Genomic DNA, 243 nt, shown 5'->3' with positions numbered 1-243 from the left:
GGCTCGTGCTCGCCTGCAACCGGGCGGCGGGAAGCCTGTGCGGCTTCGCCCCCGAATCGGTGGTGGGACGCAACTTCTTCCGCGATCTCATGCCGAGCGCCCGCGTTCCGGGCTTCTACGGCCGCTTCCTCGGGACCCAGCGCGGGAGCGTCGGCGCGCAGACCTTCGAGGTCGTGTTCGGCCGACTTCCCGCCCCGTTGCGGGCGCGCATCGGCCCGATGCCCGGCACGAACGGACGCACTT

1 protein-coding gene is annotated in these 243 nt (G+C 72.0%); it reads left to right on the top strand.

Translation table 11 applies throughout. The features are described from left to right. On the top strand, positions 1 to 243 hold a 243-nt coding region (locus MXD60_RS26475; protein ID WP_248822417.1), incomplete at both ends, for a PAS domain-containing protein.

Origin of the sequence: Frankia sp. AgB32 (assembly GCF_023243045.1) — a bacterium.
GTDB lineage: Bacteria > Actinomycetota > Actinomycetes > Frankiales > Frankiaceae > Frankia.
This window is presented reverse-complemented; position numbering and strand designations above follow the sequence as displayed.